General features: G+C 58.6%; 28 protein-coding genes. 13 read left to right on the top strand and 15 right to left on the bottom strand.

From position 1 onward, the window contains the following. Positions 1-31: 31 nt before the first annotated feature. Entirely contained in the window at positions 32-547 is a 516-nt protein-coding gene (locus tag KI792_13360) for a MarR family transcriptional regulator (GenBank protein ID MBV6634008.1), read from the bottom strand. 177 nt (positions 548-724) lie between these two features. Here KI792_13360 and leuC point away from each other — a divergent pair, with 177 nt between their 5' ends. From leuC to KI792_13345, 3 genes are all read left to right on the top strand, one after another. Continuing rightward, positions 725-2,170 carry a 3-isopropylmalate dehydratase large subunit gene (leuC, locus tag KI792_13355; protein MBV6634007.1) on the top strand — a complete coding sequence of 482 codons (1,446 nt, stop codon included), beginning with the start codon at positions 725-727 and terminating at the stop codon, positions 2,168-2,170. Between the two features lie 88 nt (positions 2,171-2,258). Continuing rightward, positions 2,259-3,323 (top strand): saccharopine dehydrogenase NADP-binding domain-containing protein, encoded by a 1,065-nt coding sequence (locus tag KI792_13350; protein MBV6634006.1) that lies wholly within the window; start codon positions 2,259-2,261, stop codon positions 3,321-3,323. Positions 3,324-3,413: 90 nt separating this feature from the next. Beyond that, complete coding sequence (locus KI792_13345; GenBank protein ID MBV6634005.1) at positions 3,414-3,812, top strand: hypothetical protein; 399 nt, start codon at positions 3,414-3,416, stop codon at positions 3,810-3,812. A 21-nt stretch (positions 3,813-3,833) separates the two neighbouring features. On the opposite strand, the gene KI792_13340 is transcribed toward KI792_13345, so the two are convergent. Next, positions 3,834-4,511 carry an O-methyltransferase gene (locus KI792_13340; GenBank protein MBV6634004.1) on the bottom strand — a complete coding sequence of 226 codons (678 nt, stop codon included), beginning with the start codon at positions 4,509-4,511 and terminating at the stop codon, positions 3,834-3,836. A 59-nt stretch (positions 4,512-4,570) separates the two neighbouring features. Here KI792_13340 and KI792_13335 point away from each other — a divergent pair, with 59 nt between their 5' ends. Then, a complete protein-coding gene (locus KI792_13335) occupies positions 4,571-5,287 on the top strand; it encodes a sulfite oxidase-like oxidoreductase (GenBank protein MBV6634003.1) in 717 nt (238 codons plus the stop codon). A gap of 21 nt (positions 5,288-5,308) precedes the next feature. Here the strand turns inward: KI792_13335 and KI792_13330 are convergent, their stop codons facing one another. Further along, the gene (locus tag KI792_13330; protein ID MBV6634002.1) at positions 5,309-6,307 is read right to left on the bottom strand and encodes a hypothetical protein; all 999 of its coding nucleotides are present in this window, start codon (positions 6,305-6,307) and stop codon (positions 5,309-5,311) included. A 397-nt stretch (positions 6,308-6,704) separates the two neighbouring features. Between KI792_13330 and KI792_13325 the strand changes: the two genes are divergently transcribed. Next, a complete protein-coding gene (locus tag KI792_13325; GenBank protein ID MBV6634001.1) occupies positions 6,705-8,456 on the top strand; it encodes a DEAD/DEAH box helicase in 1,752 nt (583 codons plus the stop codon). Between the two features lie 11 nt (positions 8,457-8,467). Here the strand turns inward: KI792_13325 and KI792_13320 are convergent, their stop codons facing one another. The 8 genes from KI792_13320 to KI792_13285 form a co-directional block, all read right to left on the bottom strand. Further along, entirely contained in the window at positions 8,468-9,004 is a 537-nt protein-coding gene (locus KI792_13320; GenBank protein MBV6634000.1) for a hypothetical protein, read from the bottom strand. Positions 9,005-9,059: 55 nt separating this feature from the next. Then, complete coding sequence (locus KI792_13315; protein ID MBV6633999.1) at positions 9,060-9,659, bottom strand: hypothetical protein; 600 nt, start codon at positions 9,657-9,659, stop codon at positions 9,060-9,062. A 138-nt stretch (positions 9,660-9,797) separates the two neighbouring features. Beyond that, on the bottom strand, positions 9,798-10,709 hold the full coding sequence (locus KI792_13310; GenBank protein MBV6633998.1) for a hypothetical protein: 912 nt from the start codon (positions 10,707-10,709) through the stop codon (positions 9,798-9,800). Positions 10,710-10,799: 90 nt separating this feature from the next. After that, entirely contained in the window at positions 10,800-11,405 is a 606-nt protein-coding gene (locus KI792_13305) for a hypothetical protein (protein MBV6633997.1), read from the bottom strand. A gap of 41 nt (positions 11,406-11,446) precedes the next feature. After that, a complete protein-coding gene (hslU, locus tag KI792_13300) occupies positions 11,447-12,757 on the bottom strand; it encodes an ATP-dependent protease ATPase subunit HslU (GenBank protein MBV6633996.1) in 1,311 nt (436 codons plus the stop codon). Positions 12,758-12,761: 4 nt separating this feature from the next. Beyond that, complete coding sequence (gene hslV / locus KI792_13295) at positions 12,762-13,328, bottom strand: ATP-dependent protease subunit HslV (GenBank protein ID MBV6633995.1); 567 nt, start codon at positions 13,326-13,328, stop codon at positions 12,762-12,764. Between the two features lie 120 nt (positions 13,329-13,448). Next, positions 13,449-14,285 carry a hypothetical protein gene (locus tag KI792_13290; GenBank protein ID MBV6633994.1) on the bottom strand — a complete coding sequence of 279 codons (837 nt, stop codon included), beginning with the start codon at positions 14,283-14,285 and terminating at the stop codon, positions 13,449-13,451. Between the two features lie 52 nt (positions 14,286-14,337). After that, a complete protein-coding gene (locus KI792_13285) occupies positions 14,338-15,756 on the bottom strand; it encodes a trypsin-like peptidase domain-containing protein (protein MBV6633993.1) in 1,419 nt (472 codons plus the stop codon). Positions 15,757-15,928: 172 nt separating this feature from the next. On the opposite strand from KI792_13285, the gene hisB reads away from it, so the two are divergent. From hisB to KI792_13250, 7 genes are all read left to right on the top strand, one after another. Continuing rightward, complete coding sequence (gene hisB, locus KI792_13280; protein MBV6633992.1) at positions 15,929-16,612, top strand: imidazoleglycerol-phosphate dehydratase HisB; 684 nt, start codon at positions 15,929-15,931, stop codon at positions 16,610-16,612. A 63-nt stretch (positions 16,613-16,675) separates the two neighbouring features. Then, positions 16,676-17,332 (top strand): imidazole glycerol phosphate synthase subunit HisH, encoded by a 657-nt coding sequence (hisH, locus tag KI792_13275; protein MBV6633991.1) that lies wholly within the window; start codon positions 16,676-16,678, stop codon positions 17,330-17,332. 36 nt (positions 17,333-17,368) lie between these two features. After that, positions 17,369-17,944, top strand: a complete 576-nt coding sequence (locus tag KI792_13270) for a GNAT family N-acetyltransferase (GenBank protein MBV6633990.1) — start codon at positions 17,369-17,371, stop codon at positions 17,942-17,944. A gap of 4 nt (positions 17,945-17,948) precedes the next feature. Further along, positions 17,949-18,689, top strand: a complete 741-nt coding sequence (gene hisA, locus KI792_13265; protein MBV6633989.1) for a 1-(5-phosphoribosyl)-5-[(5-phosphoribosylamino)methylideneamino]imidazole-4-carboxamide isomerase — start codon at positions 17,949-17,951, stop codon at positions 18,687-18,689. Further along, positions 18,686-19,498, top strand: coding sequence for an imidazole glycerol phosphate synthase subunit HisF (gene hisF / locus KI792_13260; GenBank protein ID MBV6633988.1), 813 nt, complete (start codon positions 18,686-18,688; stop codon positions 19,496-19,498). Before hisA ends, hisF begins: the two co-directional genes overlap by 4 nt. 15 nt (positions 19,499-19,513) lie before the next feature. Further along, the gene (locus KI792_13255; protein MBV6633987.1) at positions 19,514-19,831 is read left to right on the top strand and encodes a phosphoribosyl-ATP diphosphatase; all 318 of its coding nucleotides are present in this window, start codon (positions 19,514-19,516) and stop codon (positions 19,829-19,831) included. Continuing rightward, entirely contained in the window at positions 19,831-20,205 is a 375-nt protein-coding gene (locus KI792_13250; GenBank protein MBV6633986.1) for a histidine triad nucleotide-binding protein, read from the top strand. Before KI792_13255 ends, KI792_13250 begins: the two co-directional genes overlap by 1 nt. A gap of 15 nt (positions 20,206-20,220) precedes the next feature. Here the strand turns inward: KI792_13250 and KI792_13245 are convergent, their stop codons facing one another. Beyond that, on the bottom strand, positions 20,221-20,418 hold the full coding sequence (locus tag KI792_13245; GenBank protein ID MBV6633985.1) for a hypothetical protein: 198 nt from the start codon (positions 20,416-20,418) through the stop codon (positions 20,221-20,223). A gap of 246 nt (positions 20,419-20,664) precedes the next feature. Further along, a complete protein-coding gene (locus KI792_13240) occupies positions 20,665-21,489 on the bottom strand; it encodes a hypothetical protein (GenBank protein MBV6633984.1) in 825 nt (274 codons plus the stop codon). A 278-nt stretch (positions 21,490-21,767) separates the two neighbouring features. Between KI792_13240 and KI792_13235 the strand changes: the two genes are divergently transcribed. After that, positions 21,768-23,294, top strand: a complete 1,527-nt coding sequence (locus KI792_13235; GenBank protein MBV6633983.1) for a YifB family Mg chelatase-like AAA ATPase — start codon at positions 21,768-21,770, stop codon at positions 23,292-23,294. Between the two features lie 10 nt (positions 23,295-23,304). On the opposite strand, the gene KI792_13230 is transcribed toward KI792_13235, so the two are convergent. Continuing rightward, entirely contained in the window at positions 23,305-23,688 is a 384-nt protein-coding gene (locus tag KI792_13230) for a hypothetical protein (protein ID MBV6633982.1), read from the bottom strand. Then, complete coding sequence (locus KI792_13225) at positions 23,688-24,101, bottom strand: cyclic nucleotide-binding domain-containing protein (GenBank protein MBV6633981.1); 414 nt, start codon at positions 24,099-24,101, stop codon at positions 23,688-23,690. Before KI792_13225 ends, KI792_13230 begins: the two co-directional genes overlap by 1 nt. Positions 24,102-24,260: the final 159 nt, after the last annotated feature.

The following is a 24,260-nucleotide window of genomic DNA, read 5'->3' as shown; positions in this document are numbered from 1 at the left end:
TTCTGCGCACAACCCAGCGCTCGAACTTATGTCACTTCACTAGCCCGCCAACTTTACCACCAAGCTTTACCAGGGCCTTTAGCACCCCTTGAGGTAAGCGCTTCACCTGATCGTACCAACCGGCCATCTGGCCGAGCAGAGCGTCCAGGCCTTCCAGGCGTTTGATCACCGCCGGATCTGCCTTCCCCTCTTCTTTAATCTCACGCAAGGCTTGGTCCAGCATCGCAATGGCCGGGTCGATCTCCTTCTGCTTACGTGCCTCTGAGAGGCGCATCATCACCTGCCATGGGTCCGTCTCAGCCTCAAAGAAGTCACGACGATCACCCTTAACCGGTGTCTGGCGGATCAACTGGTAGCTCAGTAACTCTTTGACGCTGTTACTAACGTTGGAGCGGGCGAGATTTAGGTCCCGGGCAATATCCTCGGCACTCACCGGTGATGTAGCCACAAACATGTAGGCGTGGATTTGCGCCACTGAGCGGTTAACACCCCAGCGGGAGCCCATCTCACCCCAATGCAAAACAAAACGCTCAACCGCCGGTGTCATGGTCAGACCATTCGCTTATTTCTGTCTGAACAGAATATGAAGGCAGTGCGGCATCAAAACAAGCCGCTATGCGGGCAGTGCAGCCCCGCAAAGACTTGCAAGACCGGCCTCGCAGATGATTTAAAACCTCCCCATCTAAACACTGACGCATAACGGCTAACGGCAAGGCTGACGACCATGGGCGCACCCCGCACACTGTACGAGAAAATCTGGGACCACCACGTGGTGAACGAGCAAGAGGACGGCACCACCGTGCTCTATATCGACCGCCATCTCGTGCATGAGGTGACCAGCCCGCAGGCCTTTGAAGGTCTGCGCATGACCGGCCGCAAAGTGCGCCGCCCCGACGCCACCCTGGCCGTGGTTGACCACAACGTGCCGACAGAAAACCGGGCCCAGGGCATCAGCGACCCTGAAAGCCGCCTGCAGGTTGAGACGCTGGAGAAGAACACCCAAGAGTTCGGCATCCAGTATTTCGGCATCAACGATAAGCGCCAGGGCATCGTCCATATCATTGGGCCAGAGCAGGGCATGACCCAGCCCGGCATGACCATCGTCTGCGGCGACAGCCACACCTCCACCCATGGCGCGTTTGGCGCCCTGGCGTTCGGCATTGGCACCTCTGAGGTTGAGCACACCCTGGCCACCCAGACCCTGCTGATGAAGAAGTCGAAGAATATGCGGATCACCGTGGATGGTGAGCTACCGCTCGGCGTCACCGCCAAGGACATGATCCTCGCGATCATTGGTGAGATCGGCACCGCCGGCGGCACCGGCCATGTGATCGAATACGCTGGTGAGGCCGTGCGGAACCTGTCCATGGAAGGCCGCATGACCATGTGCAACATGTCGATTGAGGGCGGCGCCCGCGCTGGCCTGATCGCACCGGATGAGACCACCTTCGCCTATCTGAAGGGCCGCCCCATGGCGCCATCGGATGAGCATTGGGAAAAGGCGGTCGAGTTCTGGTCCTCCCTGCCATCTGATGAGGGCGCTACCTATGACAAAGAGGTGGTGCTGAAGGCAGAAGACATCACGCCGACCATCACCTGGGGCACCAGCCCACAGGATACCGCCCCGATTACCGAGCATGTGCCGGACCCAGAGGCCTATGATGATCCGGGCCGCCGCGATGCGGTTAAGCGTTCCCTCGACTATATGGGCCTGACCGCCGGTACCAAGCTGACTGATGTGCCGGTCGATAAGGTATTCATCGGCTCCTGCACCAATGGCCGGATTGAAGACCTGCGCGCCGTCGCCGCCGTCGCCCGTGGCCGTAAGGTTGCCGATAGCGTCTATGCCATGGTGGTGCCGGGTTCCGGCCTGGTGAAAGAGCAGGCCGAGAAAGAGGGCCTGCACAATATCCTGATCGAGGCTGGCTTTGACTGGCGTGAGCCTGGCTGTTCCATGTGCCTCGCCATGAACGCCGACAAGCTGGAGCCTGGTGAGCGTTGCGCGTCGACCTCAAACCGTAATTTTGAGGGCCGTCAGGGCCGTGGTGGACGTACCCATTTGATGAGCCCAGCCATGGCCGCCGCCGCCGCTGTCACCGGTCGCCTGACCGATATCCGCGATCTCGATGGCGCCCTAGAAAGCCTCACACCGAGCCAAGCTGCTGAGTAAATCGGTCAACACCCTTCCCAAGCGAAACGCCGGTTGCTATGCCCGACCGGCGTTTTGTTTTGTCTGAAGCTTGGGATCGATAACTGCCGTGAATAAGATTGCTGTGTTGGGGCTGGGTAAGGTTGGCCATTTGGCCGCTGCGTTGCTGGCCGATGGTGGGTTTGAGGTTACCGGTTTTGACAAGCAGGCGGGCGGGCGCGACTTCCCCTTCCCGGTTAAGGCGGTGGACCTTAGTGACCCAGCCGTTTTGAAGGCCGAGTTTGGCGCCTTCGATACCGTACTGTCCTGCATGCCTTATCAGCTGAATAAGGCGATTGCCGCCGCTGCACATGCGGCTGGCATCCACTATTTCGACCTCACTGAGGACGTCCCCACCACCCAATCCATCATTGAGCTATCTGGCACGGCCAAGGGCCTGATGGCGCCCCAATGCGGCCTGGCGCCCGGCTTTGTTGGTATTGTCGGTGCGAGCCTGATTGAGCGCTTTGACGAATGCCGGTCCTGCCGGATGCGCGTCGGCGCCCTGCCCCAGAACCCAAGCGGGCTGATGGGCTACTCCTTCAACTGGTCACCCGAGGGTGTGGTGAATGAATACCTCAATGATTGTGAGGTAATCGAGGAGGGCGAGCGCAAATGGGTCTCGGCCATGGAGTGGATTGAGAAGATCGTCATCCAAGGCACCGAGCTTGAGGCCTTCACCACCTCCGGTGGCCTCGGCACCATGTGTGAGACCTATCACGGCAAGGTCGCCAATATCGATTACAAGACCATGCGCTTCCCAGGCCATGTGCAGCTGATGAACTTCTTCTTCCATGAGCTGCTGATGCGTGAGCGTCGAGACCTGGCCGGTGAAATTCTGGTCAATGCCAAGCCACCGGTCGATGACGATGTGGTCTATGTCCATGTCGCCGCCGAGGGCACCATCAACGGTGCCCTAAGCCGCCATGAATTCGTCCGCGCCTATAAACCGCGCGAGATGGCGGGCAAACGCAGCACCGCCATCGCCTGGACCACCGCCAGCTCCGTCGTTGCGGTTATCGAGATGGTGCGCGACGGCGCTTTGAGCGGGCAGGGTTTCCTCCGCCAGGAAGACATCCCACTCGATGCCTTCCTCAAGACCCGGACAGGGGCGGCGTTTGCGGTGGATGGTTAGACTCCTAGCTATCAGGCCTGGAAAGTTTTCCTGGTCACCCACATCTTATTCGGTCACCCTAATATGTAGATGGATGGGGTTTTGTGAGAGATGGCACGCAAAAGAGCAGCCGAACAAAGCGCAGGTGACCGCGGCATGGAGATGCTGCTGGACGCCGCTGGCACCGCCGATCCCACCGGCGCCATTGATGTCATCCATGCCGGAAAATTGCTGACTGAGGGTCGCGTTGTTGATGCCGCCCTCACCGGTATTGGGGTTGTTCCCATTGCCGGGGATGCGGCCAAACTCCTCAAATACGCCAAGCATGCGCGTAAGATGCCAGGGGCGGATCATGTCGCCGATGCGGTGGATGATGTGGTCCATGCCGGTGCCAAATCCCTGCTGCGCAAGGGTGGCGTCGATGGTTGGCGTAAAGATAAGGCCGCCAAAACCGCCGCGGCCACTGGACCCAAAGCAACTGGCCCAGCCTTTGGAATGGCGCCGCACTAAAGCGTAACCGCGATCTGAGCGCTATTTCACCACGGCCAGGGCAAAGCCATCATGGCCCTTGGCGCCGATCTGTTGCATGGCCACCGCCTCAACCCGATCATCCTTGGCCAGTAGCGCGTTAAAGTCCCGCACGGCATGGGCGTTATCCTGCTCAATCTGATTGGGCGCCCCATCGGGGTCGAGCACATTGCCCGCCCGCACCACGTTATCAGTAATGATCAGGGCACCGGGGCGCGCCAACTTAATCGACCAATCGAGATAGGCGGGGTAATTCGGCTTATCCGCATCAATAAAGATCAGATCAAACGGCGGCTCGTCGGCGAGGCGAGGCAGGGTGCGCACCGCCTCCCCCTGCACACAGCGGATGCGGTCAACGACACCGGCGATCTCGAAATGCTTTTCGGACAGCTCAACCTGGTTTTGCCGTAGTTCCAGCGTGGTGACCTGCCCCCCCGGCTTCAGCCCACGAGCCAGCCAGATTGTGCTGTACCCCGCCAGGGTGCCGATCTCCAGGATCCGCTCAGCCCCCGTCAAACGGGCCATCAGCATCAAAAACCGCCCTTGCAGGGCAGAGACCTGAATATCCGGCATGCCAGCAGCTTGGCTGCTCTCAAGCACCTGATCCAGAACGGAATCTTGACCCAGGAAGGTTTCTTCCAGATAGGCATCGACGGCGGCAAACAGGGGGCTATCGCTCATGTGATCTCGCGCCGGGCGCGTTCGCTTCTATATTAAGGGGGAACCGGTAAGGGATTGGTATGGGCATAAACTGGAAGCTGATGGACGCCAAGCTGCAATGGGCCGATGAGGGTCGATTGCTGGTTGAGCTGCCGGAAGATCAGGCAGCAGAGATTGCGACCACCAAGCCGCGGGTGCCACCCGGCCAGACCCTAACCAAGGGTTTCCCGGTTCTGAGCATCGGCGACAACCCATTGGTCCGGCCACGGGATTGGCAGCTGATCCTGGGCGGTATGGTCAATAAGCGCATCCATTGGGATTGGCATGATTTCCAGGCCAGGCCGCAGGTGGAATGGCGCAACGACATTCACTGCGTTACCGGTTGGTCCCGCCTCGACAATGTCTGGCAGGGCATCTCAACCCGGGAGATCGTTAAGGCGGTGCAACCCCTGCATACCGCCAAATTCGTCACCCTGCGCAGCTATGACGGCTATGCCACCGCGCTGTCGATGAAGGACTTCCTGCATGAGGATGCGTTCCTCGCCACCCATTGGGAGGGCGCACCCCTTACGCGGGAGCATGGCGGGCCGGTTAGGCTGGTGGTGCCGCATCTCTATTTCTGGAAATCCGCCAAATGGCTGCGCCAGATCTGGTTTACGGATAAAGAGCATCGCGGCACCTGGGAGGCACGCGGCTATCACAAGCGCGGCGACCCATGGAAGCAAGAGCGGTACGAGACCGATGAGAGTGGGGTCAGCGATCCCCAAATCTATAAGTTTACGGGCCTGGGTGATTAGAGCTGGCTGACGCCCATTCTGCTATTCGCGGGCGGCGTTCAAGTCTCTTGCGGCCGCCTCTGCCACCCATCGATACGCCTGCGCAGTTTCACGGGTGAAGAGCCAATGGCTCTCCTCATGCTCCAGCTCTGCCAGGGTACCGGCCAGCGGCCCGGTGGGCGTTACCCAGCCTATCCGCTCTAAGGCGCTCCAGGCATCGAGGAGACCCTCAGATGGGTAGTAGATCTTGCGCGGCGGCTCGCCAGCTCCAGCGAGCCTGCCCTTCCGTAGGATGATCCACCGCTCCAGATTGGTCATGCTGGTGAACTGCTGCTTCAGCAGCTCCAGATCGTCCGGCGGTAGGGCCTCGACCAATTCTGGGGTCGGCCTTGGACCATAGTTACCAACCCGCTCAATAAACCGCGCGGCCTCGCCTTCAAAACTCTCCCATCGCCCCTTTGGGCCTGGAAAATAGAAAACCTCCGGCATTTGGAAACTCTGGAGGCCGGGAAACCGTGGCTGGTGCTTATAGTGCAGGACCGATTTTACAAATAGGCACTCAGTATTGGATGGGGTGAAGATCAGAAACGGCTTGCTGATTGCGGATTTAGAGCCCCGCTCAATCCGGCCCATATAGTCGGTGCAGAACTCATAGCCATGCATCGTGGCCAGCCTGTGGGCGACGATGTCATCGGCGAAATAGCCCCGCAGCCAATGCAGCGGGAAGAAGGTCGCCCAGAGAAAGATGACGGCAAGAAACCCGCGCGCAAAACGATTGGGCACGCCGAAGCTAAACAGCTGCTTCACGATATAGCCCAGAACAAGAAGGGCGATGGCCAGCTGTATGGCGATCGTCGTGATGTTGCCCGTTATCTCAACAACTGGCGTCAGCGCCTGGAACTGCTCTGCTAGGCCGATGACACCCCTGATGTTTGATGCGAAGTAGGCATAGAAGAGTGCAACCCCGCCGATCATCGCCAAAAATAGAATGCCGTTCGGCGGCGGCTGTCCTTTCGTCGCGGATTGGTCGGTCTCTGCCATTGCTATCTAGGGTATTTTGAGCGGGTGATCGTCATCAAGCCGATCAACGAGAGTGGCACTCAACCAGTCTACGATAGAAGGCAGCGCAGCAGCTATGCAGTTGGTAAATTTGCGCTTTCTTAGCCGTTATGGTTAAACCTGCGGCATCAGACGCGCGTAGAGACCGATGAAGGGCGACATACGCCGACCGGACCGCGTCTTCCCCAATGCATATTTAGACCCTGCATTGACTTAGAATTTTGGCAGCTGCTCTGCGCCACGCTTCCTGAAAAACTGATCCGCGCCCTTTGGTCGGCTCACACTCGCACGCCCGTCATCATGACCGGTTGCCGTGCGGTGTCCGGCTGAGTTTGGCGCATGCAACTTGAAAGCAAGACACTTGACCAACTCTACTGACATGACCTTTGGCAATCTTAATCTCGCTAAGCCAATCCTCCGCGCTATTGAGGCGGAGGGCTATGACAAGCCAACCCCTATTCAGGCACAGGCGATCACGCCACTGATGGATGGTGCCGATCTGGTTGGTATCGCCCAGACGGGTACCGGCAAGACCGCCGCCTTCCTACTGCCGCTGTTGAATAAGCTGAATAGCGACCAGGACAAGATCGGCCAGCGCCGGGCAAAAGCCCTGATTCTGGTCCCGACGCGCGAGTTGGCAACCCAGATCGCCGACGGCCTCAAAATCTATGGCAAGGATGTGCCGCATAAGGCCACCGTGGTGGTTGGCGGCGTTAAGCCAGGCGGCCAGATCAAGGCGCTGACCGCTGGCCTCGACATCATCATTGCGACCCCTGGCCGTCTGCTGGACCACATCAGCACTGGCGCGGTTCGCCTGGATAAAACCACGACCGTCGTTCTGGATGAGGCAGACCAGATGCTTGATCTGGGCTTCATGCCAACCATTCGGAAGATCATGGCTAAACTGCCGAACAGCCGGCAAACAGCCATGTTCTCGGCCACCATGCCGGACCAGATCCGGAAGCTGGCCAATGACTTCCTGCACCGCCCGGTTGAGGTGTCTGTGGCACCTGCCTCAAAACCCATCGAGAAGATTGAGCAATCGGTCATCCATGTGCGGCAACAGGCGAAGCGCGCGGTGCTCGTCAAACTGCTTGCCGACCGTAGTGTGGAGCGAGCCATCGTCTTCACCCGCACCAAGCACGGTGCTGACCGGGTCGTAAAGCAGCTAGACAAGGCGGGCCTGATCTCTGCCGCGATCCACGGCAATAAGAGCCAGAACAACCGGCAGCGCACGCTGAACGCCTTTAAGAAAGGCGATATCCGGATCCTAGTGGCAACCGATGTGGCCGCGCGCGGCATTGATATCGACGATGTCAGCCACGTCATTAACTACGAGCTGCCAAGCGTCTCAGAATCCTATGTGCACCGCATTGGCCGAACCGCCCGTGCGGGCCGTGATGGTGTCGCGATTGCCCTATGTGATGGCGCTGAACGCAAATACCTCCGTGACATTGAGAAGCTGACCAAGATCAAACTCCAAGTCATGGAAATGGATATTGAGGATGCCCTCGATGCCGAGCGTGCAGCCCAGGCCATGGCGGCAGAGCTAGGCGGCAAGCAAGAACGCTTTGAAGAGTTGGAAGATGAACGCCAAGGCGATCGCCAACGCCCCCATAAGCGCCGTGGCCAAGGCAAAGACGGTGGCAACCGAGGCCGGGGTGGTCACGGTAGAGGTGGTCAAGGTCGGGGCCGACAAGACCGCGACGGTGACAACCGCGGCAGTGATAACCGGCAGGGTGAAGGACGCGGCAATCGTCAGCAACGCGGCCGCAAGACCCACAACCATGATGGCCGCCAGGATCGTCGCCAAGACGGTTATCGGGATGATCGCAAGGATGGCCGCAAAGACGGTTATAGCGATAGCCGAGGTGAGAAGCGTACCGACCGGCGCAATGAGAAGCGCAGTGATAATCGGGGTGAGAACCGAAGCGAGAACCGGGGCGACAACCGCACTGCCGGGCGCAAGTCACGCCGCCATGACGACAAGCAAGGCTTCAATAAGGGCTCAAAGCCAGCCCACGGCCAAAAGCGTCGTCGCGGCAAGCCAGCCGGCGGCAAGCACAAGCACCAGGGCAAGGCGAGCAACGACAGCGGTGCCGATGCCGGCTTGATGAAAATGCTTGGGTAAGCGAGTAGGGCTTACTTGAAGTAGTTGCTCATAAAAACCCAATAGAAAAGTGCGAAAATCAACCAACCAGTCCAGTAGAGGGCGGCCTCAGCAAGGCTGCCCAAGAACAGACTGGTTGATGAGATTGCGATGATGACAAAGCCTACTAGGCCGATAAGTTCGCCGATGGTGAACCCATCACCAACCGTTGTACGCCGCCAAACCCGCATAATCGCGTAGCTGAAGGGGATCGAGCAGCCAACCCACCAGATCGTGTTGGTTGCCAGGCCAGGCAACCATCTGCCCGGTCGGTGACTGTTCGCCACGGTACTCAGTTGGTCGATGTAACCACCGGCGTGATAAGTAAACGAAAGCAAGAATAGAGCGGCGATAATCGATAAGTTGACAGTTAGAATGCGCCAGTACTGCTGGGATGCGCTCATATCATCCGTCAACTGGAGAAACCGGCGTCGAAATGCCCCTAGGCTTGAGTATGCGCGCTGGTGAGTAAGCCCTTTACCGGTTTTCTTGCGAAGCACTGCATCGGCCAACTTCTGTGCTTCACGCACCTCTTGTTCGGTTGGTGGCTTATCCAGGGCACCACTCCAAGGTCATTGCTGAAGATCAAAAAACACGCCGGAATGCCAGCCAGTACAGGAATGCTGGCACCAGCATTGTAAAAAACCATCCAATTGCTTCTGTGACGCTACCGGCGGCAACAGCCAGAATGGAAAAGTAGGTCATAACACACATGATCCGGGCAACCGCGCGGATCAACATTGTGTTCCCCTCTGTCACGAACAGCGCCCAAAATTTCGCCAATGCGTAGGACATGGCAATAGCCCCTGCGACAGTGACGAGGAACATGAGACCAGTCGAATTAGTCCATGACCCAGGGCTCTGGTTTACCAATCCGGCGGTGATGATACTTGGGCGGTCTCGGGAACCGTAAACCACCACCATCAAGAACAAGAGAATGACGTTGAAGCAGGTAAAGCTGATGAAGAAACGTGTGCGGGATCGCTTCTCTTGGCGATCTTCCATCAAAAGCTCGAGTGCCAAGTTCCGTTCCATCGGCTTCTCAAGGCTGCTTTTCGGTGGGCCGGTTAGAACGAACCCGGCACCATCTTTTGACTGCTGTGACCCAGTATGGTCGGAGGCCCTTGCCTGATCCGCCTCGTCTTTAGATGTTAAAGGTCTAGGCTTTTCAAACTTACCCGACACCATTCACCCCATATCGGCAATTGCATTGCCGTTCTCACGACCAATGCCCAGCTACATCTATTTACATATGGGCGTACGCGGAGCACATCGCAAGCTCGCAACTAGCCGCTTAAGTAAGCCGGTCGAGGCCGACCACTCTTACCCAAACCGGGCGGCTGGGGGTTGATGGCGGTTGTCTGATAGGGCTGCCGGGTCTTCGCAGCTGACATCCTCTGGCAGGACCAGCAATGGTGAACGCTGGCCCATGATGTTGATATCGGCGCCTTGAATGATACCGCCGATGCTGACCTCACCATTGCTGATGGTAATCCGGTCACCCAGCACGCTGCCACCGATGAGGGCGCTGCCTGGGAAACTGGGCAGCTCGCCCTCTTCCCGAATATGGGTCATGGCCGAGCCAACCGAGTACACGCCGATATTGAGATCGGCACCGGTCACATCGCGACCAACCCGAAGATCATCTGCCCCCACCATCACGGCGTGAGGAATGCCGGTCGCATCCAAGCTGCCGGCAACGCAGACCTCACGGCCCAGGAACATCGAACTCACCATACCCGTAGCGGCTCGAAAGCCGCTTAGGGAGACATTGCCAAGTACGTCGAGCTCACCAGTACCGGCACCACCGATATGGCCATTTAGAACCTGTACATCACCATGGATTTTAAGCCGGGCGGTATGCTCATCCACCCGGTGCAGATCAACCCCACCAAGGGGCTGGGTTAGCAGATGAATATTCGGACCGGTAACCGAGCCAAAAACTTCGAGGTCGGGGGTTCGGATCTCAATCCGCGGGCCGGTGCCAACGATGTCGCCATAGATGCGAATGGGCCCGTCATGCTCAATCATCGCGCCCGTGGTCAGTTGGCTTGCATCCAGCACCAACACATTCGCGGCAGGTTGGGTGATTGATGGCACCGTCGCTTGGGCCAGCCAAAGCGCGGGCGACCGACCGAAATTGGCGTCATCAGCCAGCGCCCCGCCTGACGGCAGGGTGGCACCAATAGCAAGGGCCGCAAGGGCGGGCCGACGCATGGTAGCGGGTGAAGACATGGCACAAACTGCTTAATACTAACGTTGTTAAGCCGACCCTGCGCCCATCATGCGAAAGCGCAAAAGATATCTGATCCGCCAGAAATTTAATCACTGTTGTCTGATCAGACCTTGTACGGCACGCCGACGCGCATCGGAACCAGATATCTTGTCGGGATAGTCTCTATTGAACGCCCTGATATCTGCGCTTGTTAACTTTATTGAGTAACACCCACCCCTAGTAGTCTGCCTTAATCTCGATCCGTAATAGGATTTAAATGTGTCGCAGGCCACCTGGTCGATTGCATAATACCTAGCGCCACGATCTCGCATTGAGTCCTGAGTTAGACACAAGACATAGCCATTCTGGAACGCCATATTCTGACCAATTGTTCTGGGAAAACCGACCATCAGAATTATTGTTGCAACACCCAATGCTACTATTAACCAGACTAATACATATTTCAGTTTCTGATCAGTAATATTAAGCTTAACAAAAGTAAAAGCGATTAGAGATACAGATAGGACAAGCAAACCAATTAAAAAAGAGATAAACCCGATCATATGGTAAATGACGATCGCATCGCCATTCAAAAATCGGCTCCTCAAAAATAGAAAATCAAACCCATAATAGATAAACATTAGCGCCATAAGGCCGCCAAATGCAGCGTAGAATGCCCCCTTCAGATTCTTTACAATTTCAGCAAGATTACTCATCAAATCGCCTTAGTCCGACGCATACTATGATGAGCAAGAATTTACAGTATAAACTTCGATAGGTCAGCGTCTTTGGCGAGTTCGCCGACGCGTTCGGTGACGAGTTCTGCATCGATGGTGATGGTCTCACCCTTGCGGTCTGAGGCTGTGTAGCTGATCTCTTCCAACAGGCGTTCCATCACCGTTTGCAGGCGGCGGGCGCCGATATTCTCAACCGAGCTATTGATCTCAACCGTTAGCTTGGCGAGGGCATCAATGGCGTCATCAGTGACGTCCAGGGTCACCCCCTCCGTGCCCATCAGCGCCACATACTGCTTAATCAGGCTGGCCTCTGGCTCGGTTAGGATCCGGCGGAAATCAGCCTCAGTCAGAGCTTTAAGCTCCACCCGGATCGGCAGGCGACCCTGAAGCTCTGGCAGCATGTCAGATGGCTTGGCGACGTGGAATGCACCGGAGGCGATGAACAGTATATGGTCGGTTTTAATCGCCCCATATTTGGTTGAGACGGTGGTGCCCTCAATCAGGGGCAGCAGGTCACGCTGCACGCCCTCGCGGCTGACATCCCCGCCCTTGTATTCTGAGCGGGCGGAGATCTTGTCGATCTCATCCAGAAAGACAATGCCGTTTTGCTCAACCGCCTCCTTCGCCTCCGTCAGCACCTTATCTTCGTCAAGAAGCTTGTCCGCCTCCTCCGCAACTAGGCCTTCATAGCTGTCGGCAACCCGCATGCGGCGCTTCTTCATCGGCTGGCCCAGGGCTTTGCCCAGCATGTCTTGCAGGTTGATCATGCCCATCTGGGCGCCGGGCATACCGGGGATATCCATGGTCGGCATACCACCACTGCCGGTATCCGCCATCTCGATCTCAATCTCCCGATCATCCAGCTCACCATTACGCAGGCGGGCGCGGAATTTGGTGCGGGTCTCCTCAGACGCGTTATCGCCAACCAGGGCATCAAGCACCCGATCCTCGGCGAGTAGCTCAGCCCGGGCGTGGACCGCCTTGCGCTGCTTATCCTTGATCATGGTGATCGCAGTTTCGATCAGGTCGCGGACGATCTGCTCCACATCCCTGCCGACATAGCCGACCTCGGTAAACTTGGTCGCCTCGATTTTGATAAATGGTGCCTCGGCCAGTTTGGCCAGGCGGCGGGCAATCTCGGTCTTGCCGCAGCCGGTCGGGCCGATCATCAGGATGTTTTTCGGCAGCACCTCTTCCCGCATCGGGCTTTCCAGCTGTTGCCGACGCCAACGATTGCGAAGCGCGATGGCGACGGCGCGCTTGGCCTCATCCTGGCCAATGATGTAGCGGTCGAGTTCGGAGACGATCTCACGGGGGCTAAAGGCGGTCATAGGATCAGGCTTCGCTGTCTAGTTCTTCAATGGTCAGATTGTGGTTGGTGTAGACGCAGATATCGCCAGCAATACCCATGGCCTTCTCCACCACCTCACGGGCTGAGAGCTCATCCCGGTCGATCAAGGCACGGGCGGCCGCCAGGGCGTAGTTACCGCCGGAGCCAATGCCGATGATCCCGTCATCGGGTTCCAGCACATCACCATTACCGGTGATCACCAGGCTGGTCTTAGCATCAGAGACAGCCATCAGCGCCTCTAACCGGCGCAGGTATCGATCTGTGCGCCAATCCTTGGCAAGCTCTACCGCCGCGCGGGTCAGCTGATTGGGGTAGGTCTCAAGTTTCGCCTCAAGCCGCTCAAACAAGGTAAAGGCATCGGCGGTCGCCCCGGCAAAGCCAGCAATCACCTGGCCCTTGCCCAGGGTGCGGACCTTACGGGCGGTGCCCTTCATCACGGTGTCACCCATGGAAACCTGGCCATCACCGCCGATCACCACCTTACCGTTTTTGCGAATGCTTAGGATGGTGGTGCCGTGCCAGGTGACGGTCCCGTGTGCGTTGTCAGTCATGCGGCTGGTCATTGTTGCGGGTCATTCAGACTCCGCTAGATGTGCGGCGAGGCGCCCAAGGTCAAGCGCTATGGTGATGAGTGCCACTCATCCACCGCAAGGATTGGCGCTCAATAATCCCTATAGCGGCTCAGAATCAGCGGTATCGATGAAGCGATTGATCAGCTCGACCGTCTCATCGCAGGCCTCCCGCCATTTCGGCAGCAGATCACGATTGAAGCTGATCTCGGCCTGGATTTCCTCACTCACCTGAATGCGGGCCTGACATTGGTTTGGGGCACCCGGGATCGGCAGGCGCAGACAGGTCATCCAGGCAAGCTTGGTGTTGAGAGGGTCAACAGGCAGCAGCAGCTCCATCTCCTGCATCATCGGCAGGGCGCCAAATGGGCTCATCCGTGCTGGTGGTCTAGCTGCCTCCTCCTCGCTCCCGTCCTCACCGCTCACGCTCTTATAAATGCGTAGGGAGCCATCCTCGGTTGTCCCATGCTCAAACGGCGCGCGGCGCTGCTGCCCGGCCAGCTCGGCATCTAGCCCAGGCCCTGCCATCCGGGCCACATGGAGGGTGATCAAGCTGTTGAACCGCGCCTGCATCAGGGCGAAGGGGTCCTGCTCCATATTCTCCGGGAACTCGGTCAGGTCGAGGCAGGCAGGCCCCAGCCCTGGCCAGGTGGCGCGCAGGATCAGGCTGACCGTCTCCCCGCCATAATACTCCCCCGGCACCGGTAGATAGACGAAGGGAATGGCCATGCGGATTGGATCGCGCGCCTCACTACTGGCCCCGGGCCGGTTTGGATTGGCGGTGACAAGCTCGATATCGATCGCTTTGCCCCGCTCATCACAGCTGGGATTGAAGGCTTGGGCTGGCGCGGTGCTGATCGTGGATAGCGAGATCGAGATTGCGGTCACGGCAAGCAGGCCAAACAACAAGCCAGGTCGAATTGATCGAGACATCGCCATAATCTGCGCCCTTCCCATTCTAAGGCCTGGCACGCGGTTAAGGCTAAATCGCCTATCTGGTCGCCAGGGTGCCTGGCCGCTGCACTGGCCCATGGGGCGTTAGCGTGCGCATACAGCTTAAGGCCGGGTCATGGTCGCCGGTTTCGGCGGCAACGGCAAGGCCCAGCAGATTACCGCTGGCATCCACCAACACGCCACCCGCCTGCCCAGGCACCGTGCCCAACATGGCGCCGCGACCAATCGCGAGGTCGACCTGATAAAGCGCGCTGCCATCCACCGCCGCATCAGGGCAGAAACCACTGATGATCCCACGGCTGATCTGCGGCTCAAAACCCTGCCGATCCACCTGGCCCGTAACGGCATAGATCATATCGCCAATCGCCGGGGCCTCAGTGGCGACGGGTAAGCCCTTGGGCATCTTCGCAGCTTGGCCCATGGCGCCGACCAGGGCCCAATCGCCCGGAACCGCCATGACCTGGCCCAATGATTGTTGACCAGCACTGTCCATCAAGGTCACCGGCGCCCCTATCTTTGGATCGGCGGGTAAGTGACTGACCACCACCGACTGACCAGCAAGCGAGCCCATGGCCATCGCCAGACGCGGTGCAATGCCATCATCCACCAACATCGTCGCCGCCAACAGCGCCACCGCATGCTCCTCAACCGGGCCTTTCAGAAGCGGCTGAGAGATTGCCCGAACGGCGGGTTCACTGGACCTAAGCGGCGCAACGGCCACCGGGGCGCGGGGTTGTGGTGTTGGTGGGCTGGGAACAAAGCTACCCGTGACGCGCACATCCTCGGCAATCATGTGACGACGAAGGTCGAGGGCAAACTCATGCATTGAGTTGGCAAAGGCATCCGCCGCCAGAATGACCCAGCCTTCCTTAGCTGCATCCGCCAGCAACGCGGTGGCCTCAACTTCCTCCGAGAAGATGGCCTGGCCATTCGGATCGAACGCTTCCCACTGAACCCGGATATAGGCTTGGCCCGTCTCGCCACCCTCAGACCCGACGAGGGAGAAGAAATCGCTCTCACGGCAAGCATCGACCTTCAGCTCATTGATCTCAGCGCCCACCAAGATCAGCTGACCAGTAGGCCGTTGATCCTCATCGCGGCGCACTTGGAAACCAGCATCCCGAATGGCACCGGTGGCACCATCCTGCCACCAGGCGGTCGAGGTGCGGCTGCGCGGTAAATCCCGAACGAACAGATTGCTGTAGGGGCCCATACACTCAATATCAAACCGATAGCCACCAATCTGGCGGGAGGCGGGCAGAGCCAGATCAACATAGTTTAGACGGATATTGGGGGGTTGGTTGCCTGATACTGGCCAAGGCTGCAGCCCACCAGCCTGTGCAGTCGGTGCAACCTCGGGCACTTCAATTGCTGCGCAGGCCGCGAGCAGGGCAAAGGGCAGCGCGACCAATACCGCCCGACCACATCGCCCGATTGTCTGCCTGAACATCGTCATGCCCACCCCATTATCAGCATTAGCTGATATGCCAAACCGCAAGATACGGCATAGGGGTATGTTTGGCGAGTCTTCGCCTGCAGGGCCGTAATGCTTGAGTTGTCCTTGACTTAACACCCTAGCCATGGCCTCTGCTAGTCTCCTGAAAACACGGATATGGGCGTGAGCAATAATGGCAGGCGAGCGGAGCAAGAAGAAGGCAGCAGCGGCGGGTACCGACCCGGCGGCGCGGACTGCTGAAGTTAAGCGCGAGACCAAGGAAACCAAGATCCTAGTCTCGGTGAACCTGGATGGTAGCGGCAAGGCCGACAACCACACTGGCATTGGGTTCTTTGACCACATGCTGGACCAGCTGGCCCGCCATAGCCTGATCGATATCGCAGTCAATTGTGATGGTGATCTGCATATCGATGCCCACCACACGGTTGAGGATGTGGGCTGGGCCCTCGGTGCTGCGATAAATGAAGCGCTCGGCTCCCGCGCCGGTATTAACCGGTTTGGCAATGCCTTCACCCCCATGGATGAGGCGCTGACCCGCTGCTCAATCGATCTATCACAGCGGCCATTCCTGGTGTTCCGCAGCCGGTTTACAGCGCCAATGCTAGGCACCATGGCAACCGAGCTGGTGCGTGAGTTCTTCCAGGCCTTCGCCCAAGCATCAGGCATGACCCTGCACATCCACACCCTTTATGGCAGCAACAACCACCACATCGCCGAGAGCTGCTTTAAAGCAGTGGCCCGCGCGATGAAGGAAGCGGTGGCCCATGACCCGCGTCAGGCCGGTATGGTGCCATCAACCAAGGGCACACTCTCACCCGCCGCGGTTTCCAGCCGCGCCAGCCGCAGCAAGAATTAAAGCGCCCAGCCAATCATGGACGCCATTGTGAGCGACACCGCGCAACACAGCAGCACGACCGCCATGACCGTGGTGGTGGTGGATTACGGATCGGGCAATCTCCGCTCGGTCGCGAAGGCTGTTGAGAAGGCTGCCGGCGATGTTGGGCATACTGCGCGCATTGACGTCACCGCCGATCCAAAGGCTGTTGCCCAGGCGGACCGCATCGTTCTACCCGGCCAGGGCGCCTTTGCCGATTGCCGGGCTGGCCTCGCCGCCGTGCCGGGCCTGATCGATGCGCTTCGTGAGCATGTGGAACAGCATGAGCGGCCGCTATTCGGCATTTGTGTCGGCATGCAGCTCTTCGCCGATGAGGGGCATGAGCATGGCAAACACCCAGGCTTTAGCTGGGTTGGCGGTACGGTCGACCCAATCACTGAGATTGCAGGCGCCGCCGTTAACGGGCTGAAGATCCCGCATATGGGTTGGAACGCCCTATCGCTTGATCAAGCGGATCACCCGGTTCTGGCCGGGGTTGATGCCGGTGATCACGTCTATTTTGCCCATTCCTATGCCTTCCAGGCGGCTGATCATGGCCATTTGCTGGCCCATGCTGATTACGGCGTGCCCTTGACCGCCATGGTTGGGCGCGATCATATCGTCGGCACCCAATTCCACCCTGAGAAGAGCCAAGCCGCCGGCCTGCGCCTTCTCGCCAATTTCCTTACCTGGCGCCCCTAAGCCAGCGCCTTAGAACCACACCCCATAGCCATCCCCATGACCGTCACCACCAAATCCACCATCACGGCCGAAGAGCTTGAAGAGTTCGGCGCCGGTGATTTACCCGATATCTGTGAGGCTGCCGAGGCCTCAATCCTCGATGGCGGCGGGTTTGGCTGGCTGGTCCCGCCAGAGCGGGATGTGTTTGAGCGGTTCTGGCGCGGTGTTCTGGTGGTGCCAGAGCGGCATTTATTTGTCGGCCGGGCCGATGGCGTTATCGCCGGGTCAGCCCAGCTAATCCGCGCGCCCAAGAACAATGAAGCCCAAGCCATGGTGGGCAATGTCACCGGCATGTTCGTGGCGCCCTGGGCCCGTAGCCTTGGCGTCGCGCGGCGTTTGCTGGATGAGATTATCCGCTCAGCGCGCGATGACTATAACCTCAAGGTTCTGAACCTCGATGTCCGTGAAACCCAGGCGGCGGCGATAAGGCTTTATGAGGGAATGGGCTTTGTCCAATGGGGCCGTCATCCCGCCTATGCCCATATCAATGGCCGTCCGGTTGCTGGCCGTTCCTACTATATCGATCTAACCAACAGCGCCGATGCCGGCGATAAGAAGCAAGAAGGCGCGTAAAGCCGTGATCCTCTACCCCGCTATCGACCTTAAAGACGGTGAATGTGTCCGCCTGCTGCGCGGCGACATGGCCAATGTCACCGTCTACAACACCGACCCTGCCGCCCAGGCGAAAGAGTTTCAGGATGATGGCTTTGAATGGATCCATCTGGTTGACCTGAACGGTGCCATTGAGGGCAAGGCGGTTAATGCCGACTGTGTTCAGGCCGTGCTCTCCAGTGTCGATATCCCGGTTCAGCTGGGTGGCGGCATCCGTGACATGGCGGCGATTGAGCAGTGGATCACTGCCGGTGTCAGCCGGGTCATTCTGGGCACCGTCGCTCTGCGTGAGCCAGAGCTGGTGAAACAAGCCTGTAAGGAATTCCCGGGACAAGTTGCCGTTGGCATCGATGCCCGCGATGGCAAGGTCGCCGTTTCTGGTTGGGTCGAAACCTCTGAGGTTAAGGCCCTTGACCTTGCTCTCAAGTTTGAGGACAGCGGTGTCGCCGCCATCGTCTACACTGATATCAATCGGGATGGCGCGATGAAGGGTTTGAACATTGATGCGACGGCCGATCTGGCCTTTGCGCTAACCACCCCGGTTATCGCGTCGGGTGGGGTATCATCGTTGGATGATCTACGCGCACTTAAGGCTGAGTCACAGACCGGCATCGAAGGCGTGATCAGCGGCAAGGCACTCTATGATGGTCGTATCGATCCCAAGATGGCCCTGCGCATTTTGAGTGAGGAGCGTCGCCGGGCATGACCGCGACCGCGCTTACCGATCAACCAAACTCTGCCCTTAAGGCCCGGATCATCCCCTGCTTGGATGTGAAGGATGGCCGCGTGGTCAAGGGCGTTAACTTCGTTGATTTGATTGATGCTGGCGATCCCGTTGAACAGGCGAAGGTCTATGACGCCGCCGGTGCTGACGAGCTTTGTTTCCTCGACATCACCGCCTCATCGGACAATCGGGGCATTATCCTCGATGTGGTGTCACGCACGGCAGACGCCGTCTTCATGCCGATCACTGTTGGTGGTGGTGTGCGGGTCGTAGAGGATATCCGCAAGCTGCTGCTCGCTGGTGCGGATAAGGTCTCGATCAATACCGCCGCCGTGCATCGCCCCGAATTCGTCGCCGAGGCGGCCGAGAAGTTTGGCAATCAGTGCATTGTTGTGGCGGTGGATGCCAAGGCCGTGGCACCAGGCCCAGATGGCGCGCCGCGCTGGGAGGTCTTCACCCATGGTGGCCGTAACCCGACCGGTATTGATGCCGTGGAATGGGCCGCCAAGATGGCCGAGCTTGGCGCCGGTGAAATCCTGCTAACCTCCATGGATCGTGACGGCACTAAGCAGGGCTTTGATGTCGCCCTAACCCGCGCTGTTGCCGATGCGGTGCCGGTTCCCGTTATCGCGTCCGGCGGTGTTGGCACCTTGGAGCATATGGTGGATGGGGTACGTGACGGCGGCGCCAGCGCGGTGCTAGCCGCTTCGATCTTCCACTTTGGCACCTACTCGATTGGCGAGGCCAAGCAGCATATGGCCGATGCCGGCCTGCCCATTCGCCTGCGCTAGATAGACAGTACGACCATGACCAATTCCGCGTTTCTCGACGACCTTTTCCAAGTACTGGAACAACGCCGCCAGGCTGATCCAGAGGCCAGTTATACCGCCCGCCTGCATGCCAAGGGCAAGGCCAAGATCGCCCAGAAAGTGGGGGAGGAAGCGGTGGAAACCGTGATCGAGGCCATGCGCGGCGATAATGAGAAGCTGGCCGAGGAGAGTGCCGATCTGCTCTATCACCTGCTGGTTCTATGGCAGGCCTGCGATTTGGCGCCATCGGAAGTCTATGACGTGCTGGCGGCCCGCTTTAAGCCCGACACTACAGAAGCAGAGGGGACCAGCTGATGTCCGCTTATGATGAGAACAACATCTTCGCCAAGATCCTGCGCGCTGAAATCCCCTGCGATAAGGTTTTTGAGGATGATCACGTCCTGGCATTCCGGGATATCAACCCGGTAGCACCCACCCACATCTTGGTCATCCCCAAGGGCGCCTATGTATCCATGGATGACTTCTCAGCCAATGCGTCAGCTGAGGAGCAGGCCGCATTCATCGCGGCCATCGGCCATGTGGCGCGCGAAGATGGCGTGGCACAGGGCGGTTACCGCGTGCTGGCCAATATTGGTGAGAATGGGCGCCAAGAGGTGCCGCATCTGCATATGCATGTGATTGGTGGCCGTGATGTGGGCCCAATGATCCAGCGGCCTAAGACCGACTAACAGTAAGGTATAGATCTATTGCTCTTCACTGAGCAGCATGCGCCGCATGGCGGTGCCCAGATCGCCATCATCCTCAAACATTGCCGCCATTTCCGCGTTTGAGAGCTCACGCTCTTCCCGCATCACCTTGCGCAGGGTGCGGGTGAAGACACGGCGCTTCTTTGCGAGGATGGGATCGAGCACACCCTCGCGCCCTTGGACGGTCGTCGCCATGATAGCCGGATCCACGCCCTGAGCAGGGTTGGGGCCAGATGGCTTCTTATCGCTAGATTTCCGGGTTTTACGGCCGGGCATACGCTTGGAACTCGCCTCAACAGGACTACCCCTGTTGTCTCTAGCCCCGCCAGCCCTGGCAAGAGGGTTTTTCGTCACGATCCCCATAAAGCCTCAACTCCCCAAAAGAGAGGCTAACGGGCCGCAATCTGTGACGATATCGCGGCCCGCTACCTATTAACCTTACTAGCCCATCGGCGATGGTGGCCGACGGTTTGCAACCGGTGCTGGTGTGTCCGGCGTCGGTGCATCTGGCGTTGGCGTCGTCAGCTCAAAGGCCTCAGGCGCCGCGGCTTTTGGTGCCGCACCATCATCAAACAGGTTGGCGTTGACCGGCGTGGTACCCTCTGGGCGGCCCATTAGGCGACCAACCATGCCCCGAATTGGCTGGGTGGCACGACCAACGGTGCTTTGAACCACGGCGACCAGACCGCCGCCATGCAGCAGCTTGTCAGCCAGGACGTGGCCCAACATGTGGTTGGTGTCTTTCCAGTGATTGAACATGCCGTTCTGGATGCCAAAACGAACATCCTCAGACAGCATCCGATCAGTTTGATACATGCCGGCAACCATCGCGGCACGACGTGCCATCTTTTGGTTGTGCTCCATCTGCTCTTTCAACACACGGTCCTGATCAACCTCGCCACGGGCAAGCGCCACGTGATAGGCGCGCTGGGCGGTCATTTGCACCAGCTTCAGCAGGTTTGGGCGTCCCGTCTTGGCAGCGATAGCCGAGGCCGCGCCAACATTACTGGTCAGGCGAGCCATCGCCTGTGCGTTACCTGCATTAGCTGGGGAAAGGCCGGTACCCATACGACGCAGCTGACGACCGGCGCGATTAACAGCACCATTCGTGCCGCCAGCAGGAACCGGGCCGCCACTGATTTCAGAGCCGCCAACACGAGCCACCTGGCGCCAAATCTCTTCCATCATCCAGCCATTATTCTGGATGACCGACATCGGGTCGATTGAGTTAGCGTCTAGTTCAATGAGATCGGCATTCGCGATCATAAGTGGGTTGCTCCCATCCATCTAAAGTGATGGGCGGCATCAACCCCGCGGTCGCGTGACGACATTCATCCCTTAACTAGTCCCCGATGAATGATCGTCTGGTAGTCGAAACGATCGAGGGGCATTTCCGCCCTCTGTACACTCAAAGTAGTCAATCAGGACGAAAGCACCAAGGACTGTTGAACAAGATTTCTGGGCGACACCGGATAGCAATATCAGAAAATACTGATACTCTGTTACCGTCATAATCACGGCCCTGTCGGAAAGCCCAGAAAGCAATGGTTTCGCGCGTTCGAACGATAGCCTTTAACGGCGTTGAAGTGTTGGGCGTTGATGTGCAAGCACAGCTGAGCCAGGGCCTGCCTGCCTTCACCATTGTTGGTTTACCGGACAAAGCGGTTGCCGAGAGTCGCGAACGGGTGCGCGCCGCCCTTCATGCCATGGGCCTCGCCCTGCCGCCGAAGCGGATCACAATCAACCTGGCACCCGCAGATTTGCTGAAAGAGGGCAGCCATTTCGACCTGCCAATTGCGCTCGCTTTGCTCTCGGCAATGGAAGTTATCGGGGCCGAGGATTTGTCCGGTGTCACGGCCCTCGGTGAGCTGGGCCTGGATGGCAGCCTGGCGGCCGTTGCGGGCGTCTTACCCGCCGCGGTCGATGCCTTGGCCGAGGAACAGACCCTAATCTGCCCGGAGCTTTGCGGCGCTGAGGCGGCCTGGGCCGGGGATTTACCAATTTTGGCGCCACCCAACTTGATTGCCCTGATCAACCATTTCCGCGGGCATCAGATCCTGGCGCCACCTTCAGCACCGGTTGAACCCGCACCCCAACTACATGCCGACCTGCGCGACGTTCGCGGCCAGGAGACAGCGCGGCGAGCGCTGGAGATCGCCGCCGCTGGCGGGCACAACCTGCTGATGTATGGGCCGCCCGGCTCTGGCAAGTCGATGCTGGCCGCCAGATTACCTGGTATTTTGCCGCCCCTGACACCGCAGGAGGCGTTGGAAGTCTCCATGGTGCACTCGATCGCGGGCGAGTTGGAGGGCGGGAAGCTGCTGCGGCAGCGGCCCTATCGCGACCCACACCACTCGGCGAGCCAGGCAGCCTTGGTTGGTGGCGGCCATCGGACGAAACCGGGGGAAATCTCCCTCGCACATGGTGGTGTGCTGTTCTTAGATGAGCTGCCAGAGTTTCAGCGCGCCGCGATTGAGGCGTTACGTCAACCGATGGAGACGGGCCGCGCTGTGGTGGCGAGGGCCAATCACCATGTAACCTACCCCGCACGGTTTCAGCTGGTTGCCGCCATGAACCCCTGTCGTTGTGGCCAATTGGGCGGCCCGGGCATGTGTAGCAAAGCACCGCGATGCGCCCAGGACTACCAAGCTCGCATCTCTGGTCCGGTTTTTGATCGCATTGATCTGCATGTCGAAGTCCCTGCCCTGACACCGCAAGAGTTGGGCGGTAAGGCGACCGGCGAAAGCAGTGAAACCGTCGCCAACCGAGTGACAGAGGCCCGCGCCTTCCAAGCGACCCGCAGCGAGCAACAAGGCCCCGATGGTCGCATCATCACCAATGCCGAGCTTGGCGGTGAGGCCTTGGACAAGGCAGCAGCTCTAGGCCAAGAGGCGCATGATCTATTGTTATCAGCAGCGGATCGAATGGGGTTGAGCGCGCGGGGATATCACCGGGTAATCCGGGTGGCCCGAACTATTGCCGATTTGGAAGCAGCCGAGAGCATCACCCGTACACATGTGGCCGAGGCGCTAAGCTACCGGCGCATGACCGCGCAGTATGTCGGCGCCTAGATACTGGTTTTTACAAGGGCAGTTTGAGTTCGTCACCGAGGGCCGTGCAATACTCAACCCATTCACCATACTCAGCGGATGCTGAAGGGTCGTGCAGCTTGGGCTGCCAATAAGCCTGCGCTTCGGTTTTTACCTTGGCGACATAGTCTGAAACGTCCGCCAAACCCTCACGATGGGCTTGCTTAAACGCTGCTTCCTCAAAGGCCTTACTGGCATCTGCGAAGAACTTGACCATGTCCAGGTTCTGCTGCTCCGGCGTTGCAGCTTTGACCACCACATCTGTAACGACATGGCATTGGACAAGACTTTTGGACAACGCCTGCTGCGCATTGGCAGGGGGGATCGCCACAACCAAGAGGCCTAAAACCAACGATACCCGGAGCCAATTAAGCATTAATCGTCCTCAGGTGGTTGGAAGCGATCAGGCTTCGGCGGTTCGGTTGTACCCTTACCCTCAACCAGTTCATTCATATGGCGCAGACGCTCGGTCAGCATCTTGAACCAGGCGCGCATGAAGTCGTCCAGCTCTTCAATCTTGGTCTTCAGGGCTGGCTCGGTGACCACTACCAACTCCACAGTCTTGTCGGCGGCGATCGCGTCAGCTGAACGTGGCTCGTGATCGATCAGCGCTAACTCACCAAACAACTGGCCACGGCCTAGAGTCGCCAAATGCACAGTTTCACCATCGCGGCGACGCTGGATATGAACCCGGCCTGCGCGGATCAGATAGGCGGCATAAGCAGGGTCGCCTTCACGAAAGATGAAGTCGTCCTGATAGAAGGTCTTGCGATCCAGAATACTGTTCATGTGCGGGACGCCTGGGCGGGCAGGGGCAAAGTTGGGTAACGGTAATACCGTTGCAGGCACACCCTTTCATCTGATTGGGCTTTTGGCAAGGTCATGCCGGGGCATTAGCTTTCTGTTAGCCTCAATTAGGTCAGAATTTCCTTTGCTCTGTTGCCCTCA

Source organism: Alphaproteobacteria bacterium SS10, assembly GCA_019192455.1.
GTDB lineage: Bacteria > Pseudomonadota > Alphaproteobacteria > TMED2 > TMED2 > TMED2.
Note: the sequence above shows the minus strand (reverse complement) of the source record. Positions and strands in the feature narration are given on the sequence as shown.